Origin of the sequence: Streptomyces sp. NPDC048644 (assembly GCF_043199105.1) — a bacterium.
Taxonomy (GTDB): Bacteria; Actinomycetota; Actinomycetes; order Streptomycetales; family Streptomycetaceae; genus Streptomyces.
In genome coordinates, this window is sequence record NZ_JBICVO010000014.1 from 128,705 (window position 1) to 146,854 (window position 18,150).

Annotated in this window: 14 protein-coding genes and 1 pseudogene; 4 read left to right on the top strand and 11 right to left on the bottom strand. The window is 73.5% G+C overall.

Translation table 11 applies throughout. The annotated features are described in order from the left end of the window. The first annotated feature begins 162 nt into the window (after positions 1-162). Complete coding sequence (locus tag ACGFNI_RS27360; protein ID WP_393687321.1) at positions 163-894, top strand: PepSY domain-containing protein; 732 nt, start codon at positions 163-165, stop codon at positions 892-894. Between the two features lie 79 nt (positions 895-973). On the opposite strand, the gene ACGFNI_RS27365 is transcribed toward ACGFNI_RS27360, so the two are convergent. The 3 genes from ACGFNI_RS27365 to ACGFNI_RS27375 all read right to left on the bottom strand — a co-directional run bounded on the left by ACGFNI_RS27365 (position 974) and on the right by ACGFNI_RS27375 (position 3,904). After that, complete coding sequence (locus tag ACGFNI_RS27365) at positions 974-2,248, bottom strand: ribonuclease D (RefSeq protein WP_393687322.1); 1,275 nt, start codon at positions 2,246-2,248, stop codon at positions 974-976. Between the two features lie 77 nt (positions 2,249-2,325). After that, positions 2,326-2,988 (bottom strand): response regulator transcription factor, encoded by a 663-nt coding sequence (locus ACGFNI_RS27370; RefSeq protein WP_030279967.1) that lies wholly within the window; start codon positions 2,986-2,988, stop codon positions 2,326-2,328. Positions 2,989-3,247: 259 nt separating this feature from the next. Continuing rightward, the gene (locus tag ACGFNI_RS27375; protein WP_393687323.1) at positions 3,248-3,904 is read right to left on the bottom strand and encodes a DUF3000 domain-containing protein; all 657 of its coding nucleotides are present in this window, start codon (positions 3,902-3,904) and stop codon (positions 3,248-3,250) included. A 102-nt stretch (positions 3,905-4,006) separates the two neighbouring features. Here ACGFNI_RS27375 and hemE point away from each other — a divergent pair, with 102 nt between their 5' ends. Then, positions 4,007-5,074, top strand: coding sequence for a uroporphyrinogen decarboxylase (gene hemE / locus ACGFNI_RS27380; protein WP_393687324.1), 1,068 nt, complete (start codon positions 4,007-4,009; stop codon positions 5,072-5,074). Positions 5,075-5,078: 4 nt separating this feature from the next. On the opposite strand, the gene ACGFNI_RS27385 is transcribed toward hemE, so the two are convergent. Continuing rightward, positions 5,079-6,461: an FAD-dependent oxidoreductase gene (locus ACGFNI_RS27385; protein WP_393687325.1), complete on the bottom strand. Its 1,383-nt coding sequence runs from the start codon at positions 6,459-6,461 to the stop codon at positions 5,079-5,081. Between the two features lie 169 nt (positions 6,462-6,630). Further along, positions 6,631-7,827 carry a thiolase family protein gene (locus ACGFNI_RS27390; RefSeq protein ID WP_393687326.1) on the bottom strand — a complete coding sequence of 399 codons (1,197 nt, stop codon included), beginning with the start codon at positions 7,825-7,827 and terminating at the stop codon, positions 6,631-6,633. 285 nt (positions 7,828-8,112) lie between these two features. Here ACGFNI_RS27390 and hemG point away from each other — a divergent pair, with 285 nt between their 5' ends. Further along, the gene (gene hemG / locus ACGFNI_RS27395) at positions 8,113-9,567 is read left to right on the top strand and encodes a protoporphyrinogen oxidase (protein ID WP_393687327.1); all 1,455 of its coding nucleotides are present in this window, start codon (positions 8,113-8,115) and stop codon (positions 9,565-9,567) included. An 11-nt stretch (positions 9,568-9,578) separates the two neighbouring features. Further along, positions 9,579-10,316, top strand: a complete 738-nt coding sequence (gene hemQ, locus ACGFNI_RS27400) for a hydrogen peroxide-dependent heme synthase (RefSeq protein WP_393687328.1) — start codon at positions 9,579-9,581, stop codon at positions 10,314-10,316. A gap of 66 nt (positions 10,317-10,382) precedes the next feature. Here the strand turns inward: hemQ and ACGFNI_RS27405 are convergent, their stop codons facing one another. The 6 genes and pseudogenes from ACGFNI_RS27405 to ACGFNI_RS27430 all read right to left on the bottom strand — a co-directional run bounded on the left by ACGFNI_RS27405 (position 10,383) and on the right by ACGFNI_RS27430 (position 17,999). Further along, entirely contained in the window at positions 10,383-12,119 is a 1,737-nt protein-coding gene (locus ACGFNI_RS27405; protein ID WP_393687329.1) for an alpha/beta hydrolase, read from the bottom strand. A gap of 128 nt (positions 12,120-12,247) precedes the next feature. Beyond that, on the bottom strand, positions 12,248-13,036 hold the full coding sequence (locus ACGFNI_RS27410) for a TIGR04222 domain-containing membrane protein (RefSeq protein WP_393687330.1): 789 nt from the start codon (positions 13,034-13,036) through the stop codon (positions 12,248-12,250). A gap of 159 nt (positions 13,037-13,195) precedes the next feature. Continuing rightward, a complete protein-coding gene (locus ACGFNI_RS27415; RefSeq protein ID WP_393687331.1) occupies positions 13,196-14,251 on the bottom strand; it encodes a TIGR04222 domain-containing membrane protein in 1,056 nt (351 codons plus the stop codon). A 5-nt stretch (positions 14,252-14,256) separates the two neighbouring features. Further along, positions 14,257-15,601, bottom strand: a pseudogene (locus tag ACGFNI_RS27420) (DUF692 domain-containing protein). Positions 15,602-15,757: 156 nt separating this feature from the next. Then, complete coding sequence (locus ACGFNI_RS27425) at positions 15,758-16,465, bottom strand: LysE family translocator (protein ID WP_393687332.1); 708 nt, start codon at positions 16,463-16,465, stop codon at positions 15,758-15,760. A gap of 433 nt (positions 16,466-16,898) precedes the next feature. Beyond that, entirely contained in the window at positions 16,899-17,999 is a 1,101-nt protein-coding gene (locus ACGFNI_RS27430; RefSeq protein ID WP_393687333.1) for a serine hydrolase domain-containing protein, read from the bottom strand. Positions 18,000-18,150: the final 151 nt, after the last annotated feature.

Here is an 18,150-nt window from a genome sequence, read left to right on the forward strand (position 1 = left end):
TGGCACTGCTGCGGGGCGCCCCGGGGGACGCGTCACACCCCTCATGCTACTTACGGGTAACCAAGCTGCACAGCCCCCTCGCCCGGAGCGGTGAACGTCACACCCGGCGGATGCCGTCCGGGTGGAGGTGTGATCCGCCCCCGGCCCGCTTAAAGTGCCCTCATGGACACGAAGAGCAAGTGTGTGGTGACACACAGTATGCATTCGACGGGGCCTCGTGCGATCGGCCTCGTGTGCGCCGTCGCCGCCGCGGGCGCGCTGCTCGCGGGCTGCGGAAGCGGGACGGACAAGGGCGCGGGCAACGTGAGGAGCGGTCCCGGCAGCCCGGCGGCGGCTTCCGGGGCGGCCGATCCGGCAGCCGCCACACCGAGCGGTTCGCCCAGCGGTTCGCCGAGCGGTTCGTTCACCGAGGACCAGGCCCAGCGCAAGGCCCTGATCCCGAAGGCCAAGGTCAGCTACGACAAGGCGCTGGACACCGCGCTCGCCGCCGTACCGAAGTCGAAGGCGGTGGCCGTCGAACTCGACGGCAACGACGGCGGCCGGCCCACCTGGGACACGGAGGTGGCCACCGCCGACGGGACCGTCCACACCGTCCGCGTCGACGCGGCCTCCGGGAAGGCGGACAAGCCGAGCGTCAAGGAGGACCAGGACAAGGACGACAAGACCCAGCTGGCCGACCAGCTGCGCAAGGCCACCGTCACGGCGCAGCAGGCCGCGCAGACGGCGACCGGCAAGACGAAGGGCACCGTCAGCTCCGTCGAGCTGGACGACACGGACAACGGCACGCCCAAGTGGTCGGTGGACGTCGTGACGACGTCCGACTGGAACAAGACGACCTTCGACGTCGACGCCACGAACCGCAAGATCCTGCGCGAGCACGTCGACAAGGACTGAACACGTCGACAAGGACTGAGGACGCCCCACGCACGCACCCCGGCGCCCCGTGAGGGGACCGCCGGGGTGCTGTCGCGTGTCAGCCGCCGTTCGCCTCCAGCGCCGCCGTGAGGACCGGCGCGACCTGCTCGATCTGCCAGGCGCGGGCGCCGTGGCCCGCGAGGACGGCGGCGACCGCCTCCTCGGTGGGCTCGGCGGGCGGCTCCCAGCACAGCCGACGCACCGTGTCGGGCGTGATGAGGTTCTCCTGAGGGAGATTCAGCGAATCGGCCAGCGCGGTCACGGCGGTACGGGCCGCCGAGAGCCGGGCCGCGGCCACCGGGTCCTTGTCGGCCCAGGAGCGGGGCGGCGGCGGCCCGTTGAGCGGCGCCCCCGGCTGCGGCAGCTCGCTGTCGGGCAGCGCCCTGGCGCGGTCGACGGCGGCCTGCCACTGCTCCAGCTGACGGCGGCCCATGCGGTGCCCGAAGCCGGGCAGCGCGGCCAGCGCGTGCGTGTTCGGCGGCAGATTCAGCGCCGCCTCCACGATCGCGCCGTCGCCGAGCACCTTGCCCGGCGACACGTCGCGCTTCTGGGCGACCTGGTCGCGCGCCGTCCACAGTTCCCGTACGACGGCCATCTGGCGGCGTCTGCGCACCTTGTGCATGCCGGAGGTGCGGCGCCAGGGGTCCTTGCGGGGCGGCGCGGGCGGCGCCGCGGCGATGGCCGCGAACTCCTGCCTGGCCCACTCCAGCTTGCCCTGTTCCGCCAGTTCCTCCTCCAGGGCGTCCCGCAGGTCCACCAGCAGCTCGACGTCGAGCGCGGCGTAGCGGAGCCAGGGGTCGGGCAGCGGGCGGGTGGACCAGTCGACGGCCGAGTGCCCCTTCTCCAGCGCGTATCCGAGGACGTTCTCGACCATCGCGCCCAGGCCGACCCGGGCGAAACCGGCCAGCCGTCCGGCCAGCTCGGTGTCGAACAGCCGGGCCGGGACCATCCCTATGTCGCGCAGACAGGGCAGGTCCTGGGTGGCGGCGTGCAGGACCCATTCGGCGTCGGCGATGGCCTCGCCCAGGGCCGAGAGGTCGGGACAGCCGACCGGGTCGATCAGTACGCTGCCGGCGCCTTCGCGGCGCAGTTGGACGAGGTAGGCGCGCTGGCCGTAGCGGTAGCCGGAGGCGCGTTCGGCGTCCACGGCCACGGGGCCGCGGCCGGCCGCGAAGGCGGCGACGACCTCGGCGAGCGCTTCGTCGGTCTCGGTCACCGGAGGGATGCCCTCGCGGGGCTCCAACAGGGGTTCCGGCGCCGGTCGGGAATCCGGAGGCGAGTCTCCGGCTGCTCGCAGTGTCGTGTCTGCTGCGGTCTTTTGGGCGTCGGTCACCAGTCAAGGGTATCTGTGTATGCGCATCGCCCGTCGAGGGAACGTTCCCTCGACGGGCGATGCGGTCGTGTGACGGGTCAGTGGATGATGCCGGTGCGCAGGGCGACGGCCACCATTCCCGCCCGGTCGCCGGTGCCGAGCTTGCGGGCGATGCGGGCGAGGTGACTCTTGACGGTCAGTGCGGACAGGCCCATCGAGACGCCGATGGCCTTGTTGGACTGGCCCTCCGCCACCAGCCGCAGCACCTCGACCTCGCGGCCCGACAGTTCGCGGTAGCCGCCGGGGTGGCCCGGGGCACCAGGTGGGCGGCGCTGCATGCGGGCGGCATGGGCGCCGATGGGCGCGGCGCCGGGGCGTCCCGGCAGTCCGAGGTTGGTGCGGGTGCCGGTGACGACGTAGCCCTTGACGCCGCCGGCGAGTGCGTTGCGTACCGCGCCGATGTCGTCGGCCGCCGACAGCGCCAAGCCGTTGGGCCAGCCGGCGGCCCGGGTCTCGGACAGCAGGGTCAGGCCGGAGCCGTCGGGAAGATGGACGTCGGCAACGCAGATGTCGCGCGGGTTACCGACGCGGGGACGGGCCTCCGCGATGGACGACGCCTCGATCACGTCACGCACGCCGAGCGCCCACAGATGGCGGGTGACGGTGGAGCGGACGCGAGGGTCGGCCACGACGACCATGGCCGTCGGCTTGTTCGGGCGGTAGGCGACCAGGCTCGAAGGTTGCTCGAGGAGAACAGACACCGGGCCTCCTGGGGGAGTGGCGAGGGGGGAAGAAATCCGGCTACAGGGGGCGAGCCGGAATGTTCCGTGATTGAAGGGTCACTGACCTCTTCGGCAGCAATACGGCGGGACTTTAGACTTTGATCACGATTTAGTTGGGTGCAATTCGGGCAAATCGGATACGTGATCGATCATACGTGAGCATCGACATGATCAGAGGCGTACGCATGACGAAAGGGCGCCGCACCGGTTCGGTGCGACGCCCTCGTGGTCCGTGTACTCAGCGCGGCTGCGGGCCGCGGCGCTGCGGCAGCGGGACCACCCCACCGCGCGGCGCCGCGTCGAGCGGGACCGGCGGCAGCCCGGCGACCTGGCACAGCAGGTCGCACCACGCCGCCAGGTGCGCCGCCAGATCCGGCACGCCGCCCGGCCCCTCCGCCGGCGTCCAGGAGGCGCGGATCTCGATCTGGGTGGCGGGTTCACGTGCCGCGAGCCCGCCGAAGTAGTGCGAACCGGCCCGCGTCACCGTGCCGCTGGGCTCGCCGTACCGCACCGCGCGGGCGTCGAGCGCGCCCGTCAGCCACGACCAGGAGACCTCGGGCAGCAGCGGATCGGTGCCCATCTCCGGCTCCAGTTCGGCGCGTGCCAGGGTCACCACCCGGAAGGTGCCGGCCCATGCCTCCTGGCCTGCCGGGTTGTACAGCAGCACCAGTCTGCCGTCCGCCAGGTCGGTGTCCTCCCCGTCGGCACCCGAGCCCCGTTCGACGACCGCAGCCTCCAGCGCGTACGCGAACGGGGCGAGCCGTTTCGGCGCGGGTGTCGGGTCGATCTCCATCTCGGGCCGCAGTCGTGCCGCGCGGAGCGACTCGACCGCCTGACGGAAGGGGATCGGGGTCTCGTCCGCGCTGTCCGCGAGGTGTTCGTGAGCCGCAGCCATGCCCGGAAGGTTAGGCGGAACCCGGCCCGCATATGGGGAGGACACCCGGTGCGCGCGTCGCCCATTCGGAGGTGTCGTTGCCTGCATGCGAAGATTTGGGGCGTGAGCGCCAACCACAGCCCCGCGGGCCAGCAGCAGACCGGTACGTACGACTCGGCTTTCCTCAAGGCGTGCAGGCGCGAACCGGTGCCGCACACGCCCGTGTGGTTCATGCGCCAGGCGGGGCGCTCGCTCCCCGAGTACCACAAGGTCCGCAAGGGCATCGCGATGCTCGACTCCTGCACGCGGCCCGAGCTCGTCACCGAGATCACCCTCCAGCCGGTCCGCCGGCACGGCGTCGACGCCGCCATCTACTTCAGCGACATCGTGGTCCCGCTCAAGGCCATCGGCATCGACCTCGACATCAAGCCCGGCGTCGGCCCGGTCGTCGAGAAGCCGATCCGCAGCCGCGCCGACCTGGAGCGGCTGCGTCCGCTGGAGCCCGACGACGTCGCGTACGTCACCGAGGCCGTCCGGGCGCTCGTCGGCGAACTGGGCGCCACGCCGCTCATCGGCTTCGCCGGTGCGCCGTTCACGCTCGCCAGCTACCTCATCGAGGGCGGTCCTTCCCGCAACCACGAGCACACCAAGGCGCTCATGTACGGCGACCCGCAGCTGTGGGCCGACCTGCTCGACCGCCTCGCCGACATCACCTCCGCCTTCCTCACGGTGCAGATCGAGGCCGGGGCGAGCGCCGTCCAGCTCTTCGACTCCTGGGCCGGCGCGCTGTCCCCCGCCGACTACCGCAGCTCGGTCATGCCCGCGTCCGCCAAGGTCTTCGACGCGGTCGCGCACCACGGCGTGCCGCGCATCCACTTCGGCGTGGGCACCGGCGAACTCCTCGGCCTGATGGGCGAGGCGGGCGCGGATGTCGTCGGCGTCGACTGGCGGGTGCCGATGGACGAGGCGGCCCGCCGGGTCGGTCCCGGCAAGGCGCTCCAGGGCAACATCGACCCGGCCGTGCTGTTCGCGCCGCGCGAGGCGGTCGAGGCCAAGGCCCGCGAGGTTCTGGACGCGGCGGCGGGCCTGGAGGGGCACATCTTCAACCTCGGCCACGGCGTGCTGCCCGACACCGATCCGGAGGCGCTGACCCGCCTCGTCGAGTACGTCCACACGCAGACCGCGCGCTGACCCGTCAGACCCCGGCGGCCCGTACCGCCGCCGTGGCCTTCCGGGCCGCCACCAGCACCGGATCCCAGACCGGTGAGAACGGCGGCGCGTAGCCGAGATCGAGTGCGGTCATCTGCTCCACCGTCATCCCCGCGGTCAGTGCGACGGCCGCGATGTCCACCCGCTTGCCCGCGCCCTCGTGGCCGACGATCTGCACGCCGAGCAGCCGCCCCGTGCGGCGTTCGGCGAGCATCTTCACGTGCATCGGGCGGGCGCCCGGGTAGTAGCCGGCCTTGTCGGTCGACTCGATCGTCGCGGTGACGAACCGGAGCCCGGCCGCCTGCGCCTGGTGCTCCAGCAGTCCGGTGCGGGCGATCTCCAGATCGCAGACCTTGCTGACGGCGGTGCCCACGACACCGGGGAAGGTGGCATAGCCGCCGCCCACGTTGGCGCCGATGATCTGGCCGTGCTTGTTGGCGTGGGTGCCGAGCGCGATGTGGCGGGTGCGGCCCGACACCAGGTCCCAGACCTCGACGCAGTCGCCGCCCGCCCAGATGTGCTCCTGGCCGCGTACCCGCATCGACAGGTCGGTGAGCAGCCCGCCGGAGTCGCCGAGCGGCAGTCCCGCAGCGGCGGCCAGCGACGTCTCGGGCCGCACGCCCATGCCCAGCACGACCACGTCCGCCGGGTACTCGGCGTCCTCGGTGGCCACCGCGCGGGCCCGCCCCTCCGTGTCCGTCAGCACCTCGGTGACGTGCGCGCCGCGCACCGTCTCGATGCCCATCGCGCACATCGCCGAGTGCACCAGCGCGCCCATGTCGGGGTCGAGGGTGGACATCGGCTGCTCGCCGCGGTCCAGGACCGTCACCTCGTATCCGCGGCGGATCAGCGCCTCGGCCATCTCGACGCCGATGTAACCGGCGCCGACGACCACGGCGCGCCGGCCGGTGGCGGAGGTGAGCGTGTCCAGCAGCGCCCGGCCGTCGTCCAGGGTCTGGACGCCGTGCACGCCCCGCGCGTCGATGCCGGGCAGGGCGGGGCGCAGCGGCCTGGCGCCGGTGGCGAGCACCAGTTTGTCGAAGCCGGTCCAGGACTCGCCGCCGCCGTCCAGCGTGCGGGTGCGCACCCGGCCGCGGTCCAGGTCGAGTTCGGTGACCTCGGTGCGCATCCGCAGGTCGATGGCGCGGGCCCGGTGCTCCTCGGGCGTACGGGCGATCAGGCCGGCGGGACCGTCGACCTCGCCGCCCACCCAGTACGGGATGCCGCAGGCCGAGTACGAGGTGAAATGGCCGCGCTCGAAGGCGGTGATGGCCAGTTCGCCGGGTTCCCGCAGGCGCCGGGCCTGCGAGGCGGCTGCCATTCCGGCCGCGTCACCGCCGACCACCACCAGTCGCTCCGCAGCCGCCATGTCCTGTGCCCTTTCGCCGGGTTCGCCTGTTCCGCGGTGTCCGCCGGCCGTCCGGGACGGGCCCAGGCGCCGGGTCAGGACCGCACCGCGCCGCCAGGCTACGGTGCGCGGCCGGCCGGCGCGGAGTGCGCAACGGGTACGCGGGCCGTGCCGGTACGACCGCCGCCCCCTACCGTTCCAGTACGAGCGCCAGCCCCTGCCCCACGCCGATGCACAGCGCCGCCAGGCCCGTTCCCGAGCCCAGCGCGGCGAGTTGGTGGGCGACCGAGCCGGCCAGCCGGGCGCCGGACGCGCCCAGCGGGTGGCCGATCGCGAGGGCGCCGCCGCGCGGATTGACCACCGAAGGGTCCAGATCGGGCCACTGCCCGATGCAGCCCAGCGCCTGTGCCGCGAACGCCTCGTTCAGCTCGAACGCCGCCACCTCGCCGAAGCCGCGCCCCGACCGGTCGAGCGCCCGGCGCACCGCCTCCACCGGGCCGAGCCCGAACAGCTGCGGCTCCACACCCGTCACCGCGCTGGCCCGGATCCGGGCCAGCGGCTCCCGGCCGGTGGCCCGCAGGCCCTCCTCGTCGGCCAGCAGCAGGGCGGCGGCGCCGTCGCTGAGGGGCGAGGAGTTCCCCGCGGTGACCGTGCCGCCCGCCGTGCGGAACACCGGCTTCAGCTTGGACAGCGACTCCAGGGATGAGCCCTCGCGGATCGGCTCGTCCCGTGCGAGCGCCACCTCGGGCAGCGCCACCACCTCCGCGTCGTAGGCGCCGTCCCGCCAGGCGCGCACCGCCTTCTGGTGGCTGGCCAGCGCGAACACGTCCTGCTGTTCGCGGGTGATGCCGTGCAGGTCGGCGATCAGTTCGGCGCCCTCGCCGAGCGAGACCGTCCACTCGGGCCGCATCCGCGGATTGACCATCCGCCAGCCCAGGGTCGTGGAGGACAGCTCCTGATGGCCCGCAGGGTAGGCGCTCTCGGACTTGCGCAGGACGTACGGTGCGCGGCTCATCGACTCGACGCCGCCCGCCACCGCGAGGTGCGCGTCGCCGAGCGCGAGGGCACGGGCCATCTGGACGACCGCCTCCAGGCCCGAGCCGCACAGCCGGTTGACGGTCACGCCTGGCACCGTGACCGGCAGCCCGGCCAGCAGCACGGCCATCCGCGCGACATTGCGGTTGTCCTCGCCCGCGCCGTTCGCGTCGCCGAAACACACGTCGTCGATCCGCGCCGGATCCAGCGCGGGGGTGCGGTCCACCAGCGCCCTGAGCACCTTCGCGGCGAGGTCGTCGGGCCGGAGCCCGGCCAGTGCCCCGCCGTACTTGCCGACGGGGGTCCGCACGGCGTCGACGATGTAGACATCCCGTACGCGGTGGTCGGTCATCAGGCGGCGTCCTCGCTGTCCTCGCGCGGTGCGCGCGCTCCCGGCCCGGCGGTGGGCGGACGGCACGAAGATCGTCGCCGTCCGCACCGAGTCTTCGCCCGGTGCAGCCCGGTGTCAACGGGGCCGTCGGCCACCTTCCGGGGGCCGGAAGCGCCGGGCGGGACGGCGCCAAGTGGCCTGCGGGGACTGCCCGTTGCACGGCATCGCGGCGGTACGGGAACGGTGGCGGCGGGCTCAGGAGCGGCCCCGGCGAGGGCGCCGTAAGGACTCTGAGAGAGTGGGGGCATGAGCGCAGCGCACACCAGGACGGGCCGGGCGGCCGGCGGCACCGGTCACGTCATCGTCATCGGAGGCGGCATCTCCGGACTCGCCGCGGCGCACCGCCTGCTCGAAGGCGGTGCCAAGGTCACCGTCCTGGAGGCGTCGGGCCGGCTCGGCGGCAAGCTGCGCGCCGGGGAGATCGCCGGTGTCCCGGTCGACCTGGGTGCCGAATCGATGCTGGCCAGGCGGCCGGAAGCGGTGGCGCTCGCCCGCGCGGTGGGGCTCGGCGACCGGCTCCAGCCGCCCACCACCGCGTCGGCCTCCCTGTGGACCCGCGGCGCGCTCCGCCCGATGCCCAAGGGACACGTCATGGGCGTCCCCGGTGACCTCGGCCCACTGGCGGCCTCCGGGGTGCTCTCCCCGGAAGGGCTCGACCGCATCGGCCGGGACGCGACGCTGGAGCGCACCGAAGCGGGCGAGGACGTCGCGGTCGGCGCGTACGTCGCCGCCAGGCTCGGCCGCGAGGTTGTCGACCGGCTGGTGGAACCGCTGCTCGGCGGGGTCTACGCCGGTGACGCCTACCGCATCTCGATGCGCGCCGCGGTACCCCAGCTCTTCGACGCCGCCCGCTCCCAGCGGTCCCTGCTCGACGGCGTCCGCGCGCTCCAGGCCCGCACCGCCGCCGCGGCGCAGCCCGGCGGCCCGGTCTTCATGGGCATCGACGGCGGCATCGGGACGCTGCCGGGCGCCGTCGCCGACGCGGTCCGCGCGTCCGGCGGGGAGATCCTGCTCCACACCCGCGTCCAGGACCTGCGGTGGCGGGGCGAGAGCGGCTGGGAGGTGCGGGTCGGTGACCGTGCCCTGGCGGCCGACGCGGTCGTCATGGCCGCGCCCGCCGGCGAAGCCGCCCGCCTCGTCGGGCAGGACTGCCCGGCCGCTGCCACCGAACTGGCCGCCGTCGACTACGCGTCGATGGCCCTGATCACCATGGCCTTCCGCCGCGCCGACCTGGACCGGGTGCCCGCGGGCAGTGGCTTCCTCGTCCCGCCGGTCGACGGCCACCGGATCAAGGCGTCGACGTTCGCCAGCCACAAGTGGGGCTGGATCGCGGACGCCGACCCCGAACTGTTCGTGCTGCGCACCTCCGTCGGGCGGTTCGGTGACGACGCCGACCTCAAGCGCGAGGACGCCGAGCTGGTGGACCTCTCGCTCGGCGATCTCGGCGAGGCGGTGGGCCTCGCCGCGCGGCCGGTGGCGTCCACCGTCACCCGCTGGGACGGCGGCCTGCCGCAGTACGCCGTCGGCCATCTGGAGCGGGTCGCGCGGATCCGGGCGGCGGTCGGCGCGCTGCCCGGGGCCCTGCGGGTGTGCGGCGCGGTCTACGACGGTGTGGGCGTCCCGGCCTGTGTCGGCTCGGCCCACAGGGCCGCCGACGAGGTACTCGGCACCCTGGCGCCGGGTTCATCCGGTGACGAGTGAGAATGGTCGGTATGACTGACGCTTCCGCCCCTGAACAGACCAGCCCGGAGAAGGCCCCGAACGCCGGCAAGAAGGCGAAGGACCTCAACGAGACCATCCGCTACACCCTGTGGTCGGTCTTCCGGCTGCGCGAGATCCTCCCCGAGGACCGCAGCGGCTTCGCCGACGAGGTGGAGGAGCTGTTCGAGCAGCTCGCCGCCAAGGACGTCGTGGTGCGCGGCACCTACGACGTGTCCGGCCTGCGCGCCGACGCCGACGTCATGATCTGGTGGCACTCGGAGAGCTCCGACGCGCTCCAGGAGGCGTTCAACCTCTTCCGCCGTACCCGGCTCGGCCGCGCCCTCGACCCGGTGTGGTCGAACATGGCGCTGCACCGCCCCGCCGAGTTCAACAAGTCGCACATCCCGGCGTTCCTCGCCGACGAGAAGGCCCGCGACTACGTGAGCGTCTACCCGTTCGTGCGCTCCTACGACTGGTACCTGCTCCCCGACGAGGACCGCCGCAAGATGCTCGCCGACCACGGCAAGATGGCGCGCGGCTTCCCGGACGTCCGCGCCAACACCGTGCCGTCGTTCTCGCTCGGCGACTACGAGTGGATCCTCGCGTTCGAGGCCGACGAGCTGTACCGCATCGTCGACCTGATGCGTCACCTGCGCGGCTCCGAGGCGCGCCGCCACGTCCGCGAGGAGGTCCCGTTCTACACGGGCCGCCGCAAGCCGGTCGCCGAGCTGGTCGCCGGCCTGGCCTGACCCGGACAGCACAGCGGGCCGCCCGGGGAAGGGCGGCCCGCAGCCGCGTCCGGAGTGCCGTTCCGCTTACGGGTGGACCGCCACGTGCGGCTTCAGCGCCCGCAGGGACCTCTCGGACTGTGCGTCGGGGCGCGGCTCGGCCCGCGGGCCGCAGTAGGCCCGGTGCGCGGGCATCTTCCCGTCCAGCAGGTACGCCTCGGTGTACTTGTTCACGCAGGCGTTGTCGCCGAGCGCGATGCCGTGCGTGCCGGACCCCTGCTCGGTGACCAACGAGGAGCCGGGCAGCCTGCGTTGCAGCTCCAGCGCGCCCGGATACGGCGTCGCCCCGTCCCGCTCGGCCGCCAGCAGCAGCACCGGCGGCAGCGCGCCGGGCGCCGTACGGATGTCGACCGGGCCGTGCCGCCGGTGCAGCGCGCCGTCCGCCTCGGTGGCCGCCACCTGGCGCGCGGCCTCGGCGATGGCGTCCCCGCCCGGTGCCGGTGCGCCGCCGCGCGCATCCTTGGACGGGCCGCCCGCCGCCTTGCCGACCGCCGCCGTCAGGCCGTCGGCCGCCGAGTCCGCCGGCTGGGGCCAGAACGCGCACGGCAGGTTCATCCAGGCGTTGTCCCAGGTCGCGAACGGTGCCACCCGTGCGACGTCGGTGTTGTCCCGGTCCCAGGTGCGCAGATCGCGCGGCCAGGAGGCGTCGTTGCACTCGACGGCGGTGTACACGGCGTTGCTGTTCTCCGCGTCGGCCGCGTCCTCCCGGTGCGATGCCGCCTGGGTGGTCAGCGGCTTCGGGTTGCCCCGCACGTACTCGGCCAGCGCCTTGGCGCGCAGCGGCCAATAGGCGTCGTTGTAGCCGACGTTGAGGAACGACGCCTGCAACTGGGCGGGCCCGACCTTGCCGCCCGCCGGATGCTTGCGTACCTGCTGGAGCACCGTGTCGTAGGCGCGCTGGACGGCCTGCGCTGACGTGCCGAGGTGGTAGACGTCGTGGTGCTTGGCGACCCAGCGGCGCCAGTCGTTCCAGCGGCCCTCGAAGGAGACGTTCTGGTCGAGGTTGTTGCGGTACCAGATCTGCCGGGGGTCGGGGTCGACGATGCTGTCGAAGATCATCCGGCGGACGTGGCCGGGGAAGAGCGTGGCGTAGACGGCCCCGAAGTAGGTGCCGTACGACGCGCCCATGAACGTCAGCTTCCGCTCGCCGAGGCCGGCCCGCAGCATGTCCAGGTCGCGGGCGTTGTTCACGGAGTTGTAGAAGGGCAGGTCGCCGCCCGCACGCCGGGCGCAGCCCTGCGCGTACGCCTTGGCCTGCGCGGTCTTGTGCCGTTTGAACGCCTCGGTGGGATGCGCCTGGCTGTCCGACGGCGCCTTCGCGAACTTCTCCGGGTCCTGGCAGGACAGCGGCGCCGACCGGCCGACGCCGCGCGGCGCGTAGCCGACGAAGTCGTAGGCGCGGGCGGTCCTGCGCCACTCGGGCAGCGACCCGTAGAGCGGGAATTCCATGCTGGAGCCGCCGGGCCCGCCGGGGTTGAAGATCAGCGCGCCCTGCCGTTCCTTGGGCGCGGTGGCGCGGATCCGGCTGACCGTGAGGTTGATCTTCTTGCCTCCGGGGCGCGCGTAGTCGAGGGGGACGGTGAGGGTGCCGCATTCCACGGTCGACGGCAGATGCTCCACGGGCGCGCAGCGGCCGAAGGAGATGGGGTGCACAACGGGCGCGGGCGGCGCGGCCGATGCCCCTGTGGCGCCGTCCGCGGGTGCGGTGGCGAGGGCGCTCAAAACCAGCGACCCGATGGTCCCGTACAACGCGAGTGCTCTCACGAGCCGTCCCTTCGTATGGTGTGTGGCGCACGGCGCGACCCTCCTCGTTCGGCCGCACTGCGTGCATACAAAAGGGATAGTTCGGGTGGGGGTTGTCGAAGTAAAGCACCGGGCACCGGTGTCGGGCGCTATGCCCCGGAAGAGTGGAGCGCGGCCCGCAGCGTGGGGTCGGCGAGGGTGCGGGGGCCGTGCAGGGCGAGCGCGGTGAGGGGGTCGCGGCCCCCCGCGCGGTGCCCGCCGCCGTCGGGTGTGACGCGCGCGGCGGCCCGGCGCAGCAGGTGTTCGCCCGCGGTGGTCGCCCAGCGCACGGAGGGGCGGGCCTCGATGCGTGCCATCGCCCAGGTGCCCGTCGTCAGGACCAGGGGCAGCGCGAACCACGCGAGCAGCAGCCCGGTGCCGAGGCCCTGCGGGCCCGACCACACGGCAGCGGCGGCGGCCAGCAGGATCAGCAGGGTGGCGGCACGGACCTGGCGGACCGCGGCGTCGACACCGCTGCGGCCGGTCGCCGACGGGGTGAGGCCCGTGGCGACCAGACCGTCCGCCAGGGAGCGGAGCGTCGCGGTCCTGGCGAGCCCCTCGCGCACCGCCGGTATCCGGTGCTGCCCGCCGGGACCGATGGCGGCGAGCACGGCGCACTCGACGGCGTCCCGGCCGACCGGGTCGACGACGGTGGCCCAGCCGGTGTGGGCGAGCAGCAGCCGGCGCTGCCTGGCCATCGACACCAGCGTGACATCGGCGACCCGGTCGGGACCGCCGGCCAGGAACGCCGTCTCGTACAGGGTCGCCCCGTCCGGCTCGCGGGGGCCGGGCGGGTGTGACGCGGCGTCACCGGGCAGGGGGACGGCCGCCGCACGGCACACCCGGACGCAGGAGATGACGGCGGCGGCCACGGCGACCGCGAGGAAGAGGAGCCACATGGCGGTGGTTCTACGGGAACGGCGCCCGTGCCGCCACGCCATTTCTCAGTATGCGGAAACCCTCCCGACAGGGCGGGCCGGGTCGCTGGTGGGGGAGGGGGCGCGCCCGCGGGGACGGGGTGCGCGCCGGCGGGCGGGTGTGCGCCCTCTCGTGGTGGCTCAACTGCCGCAGCTGGAGCCGCAGCTGGAGCTGCTGCCACCGCCGCACGAGGATCCGCCACCGCACGACGAGTGGCTTCCGCACGACGAATGACTTCCGCATGACGAGTGGCTTCCGTCCCCGGAGTGACTGCCTCCGGAGTGGCCGCCTCCGCCGCCGCAGCTCGAACCCCCGCATCCCGAACCGCCGTCGGAGCCGGCGCACCAGGCGGTGCCCGGCACGTCGCCCGGCGAAGTCCAGCCGCTGTCACCCGGTGAGGACCCGGTGGAGCCGCCGGGCGCGGCCGTGGCCATCGCGAGCTGAGCATCCGTCAGATGCTGGCGGAGCATCTCGTCGCCGAGCAGGGCCGCGCCGCCCACCGCCACCAGGAGCGCAGCGGGCAGCATCTCCCCGCTGATGGACCGAGCACCGTAGGTGGCCTGCGCGGCGCGCAGGGCGAGGGCGCCGGGCGCGGTGAGCCGCCGGGGCGAGGACCCGCAGAACGCGCCGATGAGAATCCCGACGATCGCCGCGGGGATGATGGCGACGACGGTGGGAACCCCGTGATCGTTGTCCCCGAAGTCGCCGGTCAGCGTCAGCAGCACGGTGACCAGGAACAGCACCGCGCACGCGGCGATCTGGAGCCGGGCCCACAGCCGCCAGCCCCGGCCGCGTTTCGGGTGCCGCAGCAGCCCGCGGTCCGCCAGCCGGTCGCCGATCTCCTGGACGGCGGGGCTCGCCATCGCCCGTGCCCGTACGGCGACCAGCGAGCCGCCTGGGGTTTTGGCGATCACGTCCAGCACGGCCGCCTCGACGGCGTCCCTGGCCGTCGCCTCGCGTACGGTCACCACGCCGGGCCCGCCGACCGCCAGCCTGCCGTCCTCGTGCAGGGCGGCGACGGCGGCGTCCACCACGCGTGCCGGACCGCCGTTGAGGAACGCGATCTCCGCCACGTCGTGGGTCGGCGCGTCGACGAGCCGGATCTTCTGTTTCGGCCGGCGCGCGACGAGCGTGCCGACGACGAGTACCAGCGAGGAAAGGCCCGTCGCCAGATACACCCAGGCTGGGTAGGACACCGCGGTCACCTCCGCTGCAAGGCGAGCCGTACGGCCCGCACGAATCGGGACATCGGGCCGGAGCGGGGCGGCCTCGGCCCCGCGCGGTCCTGCCACCACCGGGTCAGCCGCTGCCGAGCCGCGGGGTCGGACGGCCGCTCCTGGGCCAGCAGATGGGCGGCGAAGTCGAGTGCGTCCTGCCGGTGGCCGCCGGTCAGCGGGCGGCCCTGCGCGTACGCGAGGAACGCGGGCCGGTAGCCGGCGCCGAGGATGCCGGGCAGCTCGGGTGCGACCTTCGCGACCACCGACGCCCGCTTGGCCGACAGCGCCCGGCTCTGCACCCGCAGCCGCTCGTGGTCGAAGCCGTCCGGGACCGGCGCCCCGGCCACCAGGGCCGACAGCAGCGCCGTCTGCGCGAGCGCGAGCCGCTGCCTGGCGGCGTCGGCGCCGGATATCTCTGTGATGCCCGTCGTCGCGGGGGGATCCGGTGCCGTCCCGTCCTGCCCCGCGCCGGGCCCGTTCGCCGTCTCAGGCCGCTTCGGCACCACGGGCCTCCTCCACGACGGCGCGTATCGCCCCGAGTTCGCCGGCCAGCTCCCCGGCCCCGGGGAAGTCCTCGTCGCGCTCCAGCAGCACACCGGGCGGCGTGGTCCTGGCGCAGAGCGCGGCCAGTACGTCGAGCACCGGCCGGGTCACCGGGTGCGCGTGACTGTCGTGCCACACCCCGTCGCGCTCCACCCCGCCCGCGACGTGCACATACGCGAGGGCGTCCAGCGGCATCCCGTCCAGCGCCACCGCCGGGTCCTCGCCCCGGTTGACGTGGTTGGTGTGCAGGTTGGCGACGTCGATCAGCAGGCGCACGCCGGTGCGTTCGACGAGCCCGGTGAGGAACTGGCCCTCCGTCATCTCCTCGCCCGGCCAGTTGACCAGCGCCGCGATGTTCTCCAGGGCCAGCGGCACGGGCAGTGCGTCCTGGGCGATCCGGACGTTCTCGCACAGCACGTCGAGGGCGTCCCGGGTGCGGGGGACCGGCAGCAGGTGTCCCGCCTCCAGCGGCGGCGAGCCGGTGGGCAGCCCGCCCGCGCGGACGAACGCGATGTGCTCGGTGACCAGCGGCGCGTCCAGGGCCACCGCGCGCTCGGCGAGCGCCGACAGGCGGCCGGGGTCGGGGCGTTCGGCGCCGCCGAGCCCCAGCGAGACACCGTGCGGCACGACCGTCATGCCCCGGCCGCGCAACTCCTCAAGGGCGGGCGGCAGATGACCGGGACAGAGGTTCTCGGCCACCACCTCCACCCAGTCCACCCCGGACAGCCCCGCGATGTCCGCGGCGATTTCCGGCCGCCATCCGATACCCGTACCGAGGCGCTCCATACGTCCCCCTCCCCGCTCCGTGCGGTGCGGTATTCCTCGCCCCGGTACGCCCCGCCGAATCCTGTGGACGCGGGTTTCAGAGCTGAATTTGAGCTTCTACGTGCGGCGATGCCGCGCAGCGAGGGGCCGGGTCACCGGCGCCCCGTGGCCGCAGGCTCAGCGTGCGGCTTCCCACCCGACGGCCGCCCCCAGCGCGAGCAGCACACCACCGGTGGCCTGATCCAGCCGCTGCCGCACTCGGGGACGCTGGAGAACGGCGCGCGCCCGGTGGACGGCCAGCGCGACGGCGCCCAGCCACAGGACACCCAGCGCCGCGTGCACGGCCACCAGCAGCAGGGTCGTCGTCACGACCGGGGCGCCGTGCGGGATGAACTGCGGCAGCAGCGACATGTAGACCACCCCGACCTTGGGGTTGAGCACATTGGTGAGCAGCCCGGTACGGAACGCGCGCCGCGGCGTCTCCGGAGGCCCGGCCGCGCCGTCCCGCTCCGCTCCCTGGCCGTCGTCCCCATGGGCCGCCGCCGTGCCGGGCCGCCCGGTACCGGCGGTCCGCTGCGCCGCCCCCGGGGCCCGCCGTATCCGCCGGGCGCCGCGCAGCGCCCGGAAGCCCAGCCACATCAGGTACAGCGCACCGGCCGCCCGCAGGACGTCGTACGCCAGCTGGGACGCGGACAGCATCGCCGTCAGGCCGACCGCACCGGCAAGGCCCCAGACGAAGCAGCCGGCGGCGATGCCCAGCGCGCTGCACAGCGCGGCGCGCCGCCCGGAGCCGAGCGCCGTCCGCAGCACCACGGCGAAGTCGGGGCCGGGCGAGATCGTCAGCAGTCCGGCCACCACCGTGAAGCCGAGGAGAGAGGTCAGCATGAGCCGTACGGTACGGGCCGGGCGCCGCGGCCTTTCCGCGGGCCCCATGTCCGCCCGCACCTGCGTCCGCTCCGTCCGGTGACAACGGAGAGAACGAACGGCATGAAAGAAGCCTCGGCCCTTGCCCTCTCGGTGATTCTTTTCGCATGGCTGCCGTGGAACCTGCGGAACCTTTTCCGCCTCGCCACCGGCCTGCGGAACGGAGCATGGCGACGCCCTTTGTGGTGGACGCGCCTGTGCTCCGTCTCGCTCTTCACCGGTCTCGCATGCGGGATCAGGGGAGCGTTCGCCGGAGCTCTCAACGTCCGTAAAACGTGCCTGTTCACCCACCATGAGCGCTACGACGAGACGTACCGGGACGCGCATGCCGGGGAATCCCGGAAACTCTTGGAAAGGCAAAGGAGAAGCCGGTGTGAAGCCGGCCGGGCGTGGTTCAGCGGCACAGGGCCGTGTCCACGACCTTCCCGACGTGCTCCATGGCGGCCTCGTCGATCGGCTGGAGGGTCACCGCGACGTTGGCGGCGCGGCCGTCGTCGGTGACGCCGCCCCGGGTCTCGTATCCCGGGATGCTGCCGCCGTGACCCCAGGAGACACCGCCGCACGACAGCGGCATGCTCACGAGGCCCAGTCCGTAGCGGGCGCCGGGGCCGAAGGTCCCTTCGGCGGGGACGGTGGTGCGCATCTGGTCGAGCTGGGCCGCCGGGAGGAGACGGCCGGCCAGCAGCGCGGTGAAGAACCTGTTGAGGTCGGAGTTGGTGGAGATCAGCTGGCCTGCCGCCCAGGCCCAGGAGGGGTCCATTTCCGTGACGTCGCGCAGCGGCGCGGTTGCGGAATCTTGGGTGTAGCCCTTGGGGTGGGGCTCTCGGACGGACGCGTCACCGGGGGCGGGGAAGTAGGTGTGGCGCAGCCCGATGCGCTGGATGATGCGCCGGTCCATCTCCTCGGCGACGGGGCGGCCGGTGACCTTCTGGACGATCAGCCCGGCCAGCACGTAATTCGTGTTGCTGTACTCCCACTTCGTCCCGGGGGCGAAGTGCGCCTTGTGCCGGAGAGCGATGTCGAGGAGCTCGCGGGGCTCGTAGTGCCGGAGCTGAAGGTCGTAGTCGGTGTAGTTGGGAAGTCCGCTGGTGTGCTGGAGGAGCTGACGGACGGTGATGCGGCGTCCGTCGATGCCCTCCCCGCGGACGAGGCCCGGCAGGTAGGTGTCGACCGGGGCGTCGAGGCGGATCTTCCCCTCACCGACCAGTTGCAGTACGACCACCGCGGTGAACGTCTTGGTGTTGCTGCCGATCCGCACCTGCCCGTCGTCGGGCACCTTCGCTCCGGTGGCCAGGTCGCCGACCCCCGCGGTGTAGGTGCGGGTGTGGCCTTCGCGGTCCTTGACGCTCGCCAGCGCGGCGGGCAGGCCGTCGGTGCGCACCAGCGCGTTCAGGCCCTGCTGGACGGTGTCGGGCCCGGCGGCGGCGAACGCTGTGGGCGGCGCCAGGGCGCCCATCATCAGGACGCCGACGGCCACCGCAGCCACGGCCGGCACGGCTGCGCACCGGCCGTTCCGCTGCTGCCGCCTGGAAGAACGAAGCCTCTGCCATGCCTGCTCACGCACGTGCCAACTCCTGTGGAATCGTTGGGAAACCAGCGGTATATGCCGGACCCAGCTTTTCCGGATGTGGCCGCCCGGAGCGATC

Excerpts from the sequence above, each read along its gene's own strand:
- ACGFNI_RS27385 (WP_393687325.1), bottom strand. The coding sequence starts at position 6,461 with ATGGCGGCTGCGGAGCGACTGGTGGTGGTCGGCGGTGACGCGGCCGGA.
- ACGFNI_RS27360 (WP_393687321.1), top strand. The coding sequence starts at position 163 with ATGGACACGAAGAGCAAGTGTGTGGTGACACACAGTATGCATTCGACG.
- hemQ (WP_393687328.1), top strand. The coding sequence starts at position 9,579 with ATGACTGACGCTTCCGCCCCTGAACAGACCAGCCCGGAGAAGGCCCCG.
- ACGFNI_RS27375 (WP_393687323.1), bottom strand. The coding sequence starts at position 3,904 with ATGGCTGCGGCTCACGAACACCTCGCGGACAGCGCGGACGAGACCCCG.
- hemG (WP_393687327.1), top strand. The coding sequence starts at position 8,113 with ATGAGCGCAGCGCACACCAGGACGGGCCGGGCGGCCGGCGGCACCGGT.
- ACGFNI_RS27410 (WP_393687330.1), bottom strand. The coding sequence starts at position 13,036 with ATGTGGCTCCTCTTCCTCGCGGTCGCCGTGGCCGCCGCCGTCATCTCC.
- ACGFNI_RS27425 (WP_393687332.1), bottom strand. The coding sequence starts at position 16,465 with ATGCTGACCTCTCTCCTCGGCTTCACGGTGGTGGCCGGACTGCTGACG.
- ACGFNI_RS27390 (WP_393687326.1), bottom strand. The coding sequence starts at position 7,827 with ATGACCGACCACCGCGTACGGGATGTCTACATCGTCGACGCCGTGCGG.